Source organism: Mycobacterium tilburgii (assembly GCF_902168065.1).
In the GTDB taxonomy this organism is placed as follows: domain Bacteria; phylum Actinomycetota; class Actinomycetes; order Mycobacteriales; family Mycobacteriaceae; genus Mycobacterium; species Mycobacterium tilburgii.
Genome location: NZ_LR655763.1, coordinates 1 through 5,477, shown reverse-complemented (window position 1 = coordinate 5,477; position 5,477 = coordinate 1). Strand labels below are relative to the sequence as shown.

Genomic DNA, 5,477 nt, shown 5'->3' with positions numbered 1-5,477 from the left:
ACGAACGCGGCCAGCGCGGCCGCGGTGCCGATGAACGACCGATGATCGTCGCCGAACCCCACGGGTACAGAGTGCCGCCCCAGCTGGTCGCCAGGGTCAGGCCGGCGGCACCCAGGCCGACCAACACGATTCCGGCGTAGTCGATAACCGGCTTGGTGTCCGACGCCAGCGCCGGGATGGTCGCCGCCGCCAACAGGATCACCACCACCGAGATCGGCACGTTGACCCAAACGCCCATCGCCAGGTCAGGTAGTCGGTGAAGTAACCGCCCAGCAGCGGGCCGACCACCGTCGTCACGCCGAACACGGCCCCAAGGATGCCCTGATAGCGGCCGCGTTCGCGCAGCGGCACCACATCACCGATCAGCGCGCTCGCAGTGACTGTGATCGCGTCGCCGCCCATGCCCTGCAGCGCGCGGGCCGCGACCAGCATCCTCATGGAATGGGCCAGGCCGCACAACGCCGACCCGATCACGAAGAACACGATGGCGGCCTGAAAAACGTATTTACGGCCGAACAGGTCGCCCACCTTGCCGACCAGCACCGTGACGACCGTCGACGCCAGCAGGTAGCTGGTCACCCAAGACTGGTGGCCGGCGCGCCCAAGTCGGCGACGATCGTGGGCAGTGCGGTGGCGACGATCGTCTGGTCGAGCGCCGTCAGCAGCATCCCCAGCACAATCGCGACGAAAATAAGGTTTCGCCGCTTCGGGCTGAGCACCGCGCCGCCGGGATGCCGCGGGTACCGCCGGATTGGCCTGCGTCTGTGCGGTGGATGATGCGCTCGCGCTTGTCATGCCTGCCTTCCCGTCGGCGTCCTATGCTAACGGGTGCCCACGGCTGACCCGCGGCAATCGCGTCGCGGGTCAGCCGGCGCGAGAGCGGCTAAGCGATCGAACCGGGCGGGCGCGACACGCACTGCGTCAGGTAGAGCTGCTCGCCCAACTTGTCCATCAGCTGCAGCTGCGTTTCCAGGTAGTCGACGTGGTTTTCCTCGTCGGCGATGATCTGCTCCAGCAGGAAGGCGCTGGTGCTGTCCTCTTTCGCGCGGCACATGATGACGCCGGGCTTAAGCCGGTTCAACACCTCGTACTCGATCGCCAGGTCGGCCTCGAACTGTTCGCGCAGCGTCTGGCCGATGCGCAACGAGAAGAGCCGCTGGTAGTTCGGCAGCCCGTCCAGCAACAAGATGCGGTCGGTGATCGCCTCGGCGTGTCGCATTTCATCGAATGATTCCGCGCGGGTGTGCCCGGCTATCTCGGTGAAACCCCAGTTCTCCTGCATCTTCGAATGCAGGAAATACTGGTTGATGGCGGTCAACTCACTGGTCAGTTGCTCGTTGAGCAGCCGCAGTACGTCTGGATCCCCTTGCATGATCACTCCTCCGGAGTCATAGCTGTCTGGCTGCGGCACACGGCTGGGCTGGTGCGCGCTATGCCGCCGTAGCAGCACTTTGCCACCGCGATTTCGAATCTTCCAGCAAGGTATGGCTGCGCTCACTAGGCAAATTGCTCTAGTTAGGTTCGTCTAACCACAGTTAGGTTAGAGTGGGTTAATATGAGGCATGTTCGGGCAAACCGCTCGTGGATGTGAGGCGCGCTGATGTACGTCTGCCTGTGCGTCGGGGTCACCAACCACACCGTGGCGGAGTGTGTGGCCCGCGGCGCGGCCACCTCTAGGGAGGTGGCCGAGGCGTGCGGCGCAGGCGGTGACTGCGGGCGCTGCCGGCGGACGTTGCGGGCCATCATTGCCGCGTCGAAGAACAGCGAAGCCGCACTCGAGACGGCGGCGTCACTCTGACGGCGGGCGCCGTGTCTCAACTTTGCTTGCGGTCCGCGAACGAGGCCAGGGCCGCGCTGCTGTCTGGACGCCCATCAATTTGGCGAAGTGAGCGTTTTCCCGCGCCGTCGCTGCCGCGACTCCGGCCGGATCGGTTCGGCCATCGTGTGCTTGACGGCCATCAAACTTGACACAGGCCGGGACGCAAAGACTTCGGCGTGGGCCGGGACGCAAAGACTTCGGCGTGCCGACGGGTCTCGGGTAGTTGCGCCCGGCTCGAGACCCGCCAGACCAGATCCATTCGCAAGGCTTTCTGCGCGTCGACCCACTCCGAGGACATCAACAGCCATGCGGTGTTCTGCCGGCCGATCAACTGTGGCAACAGGTACGACGAGGCCGCCTCGGGAGCCACCCCGAGGCTAGTGAACGGACATTTCAATCGCGCCGTCGAGTACATGAAGGCCAGATCGGCGTACCGCATCACCGACCTCGGCTTCACCCCGGGCAAACACGGCTTTCCCGGCCTGATCGACGTGCTCAACGCTTTCCCAAGCCGCCGACTTGCGCCGTCAACGGGGGTTGGGGTGGGTATCGGCGCCACCATCCTCGGCTGGCATCGCGGGCGTACCATCACGCCATGAGCCGAATCGGAACATTCGCTGACGACGACATCTACGGCTGGGCCACGAAGTCTCCGGACCTCGGCGGCGCGATCGCGAACTTCAGTCAGGCCCGTCTACACCAAGAACCGGCTGCCGATGCGGACCCGCGAGATCGCCCGGGCCGTGATTGCCCATGACAACGAGTGCACCGTGTGCCGGAACACCCGCGACGCCCGACGGCCCGGCCGAGGGCGTCGACGAAGCACTTTACGAGCACGCGCTGGAATGGCGGACCCGGGAGGGTTTCAGCGAGCAGGAGCGACTGGCGGCCGAGTTCGCCCACCGGTTCGGCACCGAACACACCAAGTTGCGCGACGACGAAGAGTTTTGTCGCGGCGCCAACGAGCACTTCTCCGAGGAGCTGCGCCTGCGCTGTGGGTCGGTATGGGCGGCAGTATGCTGCGGACCCTCGATATCGGCCAGGCCTGCAAACCGACCCTGCCGAGCCGGGTGTAGTTGTCGGGTGTAGTCGTCGACCGTATCCGCCGATAGGGCTGCCATGCCAGCCATGCCGCTCGCCGCCACGGCGATCGCCCAACTGCAGACCGAGGGTGTCCGCACCGTGCTCGGCACCGTCGTGAATTCAGCCGGCCTCACACACGCCAAGACCGTGCCGATCCGGCGCACCGGCGTTTTCCCCGACCCCGGCCTGGGCGCCAGCCCGTCCTGGCACGCCTTAGCCATCGACCAGACCGGCATCGCGTTCACCGACGAGGTCGGCGTGATCGGCGATCAGCGGCTCACGTACCAGTGCAGCCGCTTCGGATGGTGGTAGGCCTGCCACGCGGCCTCGGCCACGCTGCTCGCCGGCATCAACCGCAGCATACCTCTCTTCGGCGCGGTCGCGCGCAGTTCCTCGCGCGTGGTGGGTGTCGCACCGTCGTTGGAGTGGTTGGGCGTCGTGGTGAGGATGGCGGTGTCGATCAGCCCCGGAAGAACGTCGGCGACGTGCTACACCGTCCCGGCTCCACTCCACGCTCAGCGCTTCGGTGAGGCCTTTGGACGGCATGCTTGGTCGACGAGTAGACGGCCGGGCGCGGCATCCCATAGGTGGCCGACGAGGACGGACGTGGTTAACATCAGGCTGCCGGTCGTTTTCTTTAGGTAGGGGAGCGTGCCGTACACCCAGGTCAGCACCGCTTTGTAGTTCACCTCGACGACGCGCATCGTCGCCTCGTACAGGCACGTCCTCGGACCACCCGGCCTCGCCGATGCCGGCGTTGCTCCACATCATGTCCAGTCCGCCGCTCGCGTTGCCGGCGCAGAAGTCCGCCAGCGCGCCGTCCAGATCCGCTTTGACCGTGACGTCGACCGGGCGCGTCCATTGCCGATCGGCGCCGAATTCCCGGGCCAGCGCGGCGAGCCCGTCGGCGTTGCGGTCGGCAGCGCCGACCCGCCAGCCGTTGGCGTGGAACAGCCGGACGCCTCTGCGGCCCATGCCACTGCCCGCGCCAGTGATGAAGACCGATTTCACGGCCGTGTTTCCGGAGCCCGGCATGCAAGCCTTCCCTGTCAGCCCGCCTCGACCACGTCTTTGATGCGGTTCAGCGTTTTGGTCATATCACGGACGTTGCGGCGCTTACGCAGAAAGCCGCCAAACACCCAGTACACGCCCAGCCACGGCGCGGGACTGAGCCGGAACGATTCGGTGACGTGCTGTGCCGCTGCCGACTGGGGCCAGGCGGTAGTGCCAGTTGTTGACCCGCTTGTCGCCAAGCAGGACCGAAAACCCTAATTCGCGGCCGGGCTCGCATGCGGTGACTTCACAGACCGTCCAATAAATCGGCCCGATCTCGTTTCGCTTGACATGACCGCGGAATTTCGCGCCGAGGGCCGGGCCTGCCGCACCGTCCAGCCACTTAGCTGCAAATACTTCGGGCGAAAACCTTCCTGTGTTACGGACGTCGGAAATCAGCTCCCAGATCTTGTCCGCGGGTGCCGCCATATGAACTGTTGCCGAACCTTCCATGGCCCGATCCAAACACATGGACCGTCGCTGGCCTAGGGAACGGCCATCGGGTCATCGGTGCGGAGTGGCCGCCTGGATAAGGCCGTTGATGATCTCCTTGATACCCTGCGCGGGGTGCGAGTACCAGCCGATCGGCAGGCCGGACGCGGCGCCGCACTTCGGCCAGGGCTCGACGCCCTGATCGGCGAAAAGCCGGTTCGCGATGGCGATTTGCTGCTCGCGGGAAGCGGCCGCGGGGTTACCGACGCCGCCATACTCGGCCCACGTGGCAGGCTTGAACTGCAGACCGCCGTAGGCGCCGTTTCCGGTGTTGGCGTGCCAGTTGCCGCCGGACTCGCATTGCGCGATCGCGTCCCAGTTGGGTGTCGGCGCCGCAGTGGCCTCGGCGTTGGTTGGGCCAAGCGTCACAGCGATGATGCCGCCCGCAATCGCGTACTTGACGAGAGGCTTCCCCAAGTTTCTCATGTCAAGCAATTCGCCACGTGTACGAAAAGCGTTACCGATTCGATTGATTCGCGAGATAAGAAATTTATGGCATTTCTATGGCAATGAAATCGGCATGTCACGGACCCGCTATGAGGTGCGGGAAGCGGCTGATCAGGCGCAATAGAAACGGGTCGCCAGCGCCTGCGTTTAGAGGTCGTCGAAGCGGTCAGCCCGGGTAACGTCCGCCCGCGCCGCGTCGAGTTGCGGACCGCAGGCCGGCGAGTGCAGTACGTCCTGATGCGCGGCGAGCTGCGCCAGCATCTTCCTATTCAAGCCGTCGATGGTCGACCGTGAGGCGGGACCGATCGGGCGCCCCTGTCGGCGCGCTGGTTCGAGCGTCCAATCCGCAAAACGACGATATTCGATCGCCGTGGTGGCGTCGATCTGGTCGCCGAACCGCGGCTGACGAAACTTGGGTCGAAGTGCTCACCTGCGGCGGTGGCGCTTAAGTCGGCGAGCTCTTGCTGCACCCGAGCCGGATTTTCGTTCGCAGCATGGGTCGTACATTTGAAAGCGGCCACCGGCTCCGCGGTCCGCAATTGTTGGCCGGCAGCGTCGACCAGCTCGGTCAGCTCGCTGTTAT

Annotated in this window: 4 protein-coding genes and 6 pseudogenes; 3 read left to right on the top strand and 7 right to left on the bottom strand. The window is 65.2% G+C overall.

The annotated features are described in order from the left end of the window. Positions 1–795 (bottom strand): annotated as a pseudogene (locus FQ389_RS17275) (MFS transporter); the annotation flags it as partial. An 88-nt stretch (positions 796–883) separates the two neighbouring features. Continuing rightward, positions 884–1,372: a bacterioferritin gene (bfr, locus tag FQ389_RS17270; RefSeq protein WP_144209854.1), complete on the bottom strand. Its 489-nt coding sequence runs from the start codon at positions 1,370–1,372 to the stop codon at positions 884–886. Between the two features lie 228 nt (positions 1,373–1,600). Here bfr and FQ389_RS17265 point away from each other — a divergent pair, with 228 nt between their 5' ends. Next, positions 1,601–1,798 carry a (2Fe-2S)-binding protein gene (locus FQ389_RS17265; protein WP_144209851.1) on the top strand — a complete coding sequence of 66 codons (198 nt, stop codon included), beginning with the start codon at positions 1,601–1,603 and terminating at the stop codon, positions 1,796–1,798. Here FQ389_RS17265 and FQ389_RS17260 read toward each other — a convergent pair. Next, positions 1,790–2,264: pseudogene (locus tag FQ389_RS17260) on the bottom strand (enoyl-CoA hydratase/isomerase family protein); the annotation flags it as partial. The gene FQ389_RS17265 and the pseudogene FQ389_RS17260 sit on opposite strands and share 9 nt — an antisense overlap. A gap of 150 nt (positions 2,265–2,414) precedes the next feature. On the opposite strand from FQ389_RS17260, the pseudogene FQ389_RS17255 reads away from it, so the two are divergent. Together FQ389_RS17255 and FQ389_RS17250 are read left to right on the top strand one after the other, a co-directional pair. Continuing rightward, positions 2,415–2,895 (top strand): annotated as a pseudogene (locus FQ389_RS17255) (carboxymuconolactone decarboxylase family protein). 43 nt (positions 2,896–2,938) lie between these two features. Then, positions 2,939–3,196: pseudogene (locus FQ389_RS17250) on the top strand (glutamine synthetase family protein); the annotation flags it as partial. On the opposite strand, the pseudogene FQ389_RS17245 reads toward FQ389_RS17250, so the two are convergent. The 4 genes and pseudogenes from FQ389_RS17245 to FQ389_RS20965 form a co-directional block, all read right to left on the bottom strand. Continuing rightward, positions 3,175–3,913 (bottom strand): annotated as a pseudogene (locus FQ389_RS17245) (SDR family oxidoreductase); the annotation flags it as partial. The pseudogenes FQ389_RS17250 and FQ389_RS17245 overlap by 22 nt on opposite strands. A gap of 38 nt (positions 3,914–3,951) precedes the next feature. After that, positions 3,952–4,426: pseudogene (locus tag FQ389_RS17240) on the bottom strand (SRPBCC family protein). A 33-nt stretch (positions 4,427–4,459) separates the two neighbouring features. Next, entirely contained in the window at positions 4,460–4,873 is a 414-nt protein-coding gene (gene rpfC / locus FQ389_RS17235) for a resuscitation-promoting factor RpfC (RefSeq protein WP_186296499.1), read from the bottom strand. Between the two features lie 168 nt (positions 4,874–5,041). After that, positions 5,042–5,167: a chorismate mutase family protein gene (locus FQ389_RS20965; RefSeq protein ID WP_260860868.1), complete on the bottom strand. Its 126-nt coding sequence runs from the start codon at positions 5,165–5,167 to the stop codon at positions 5,042–5,044. Positions 5,168–5,477: the final 310 nt, after the last annotated feature.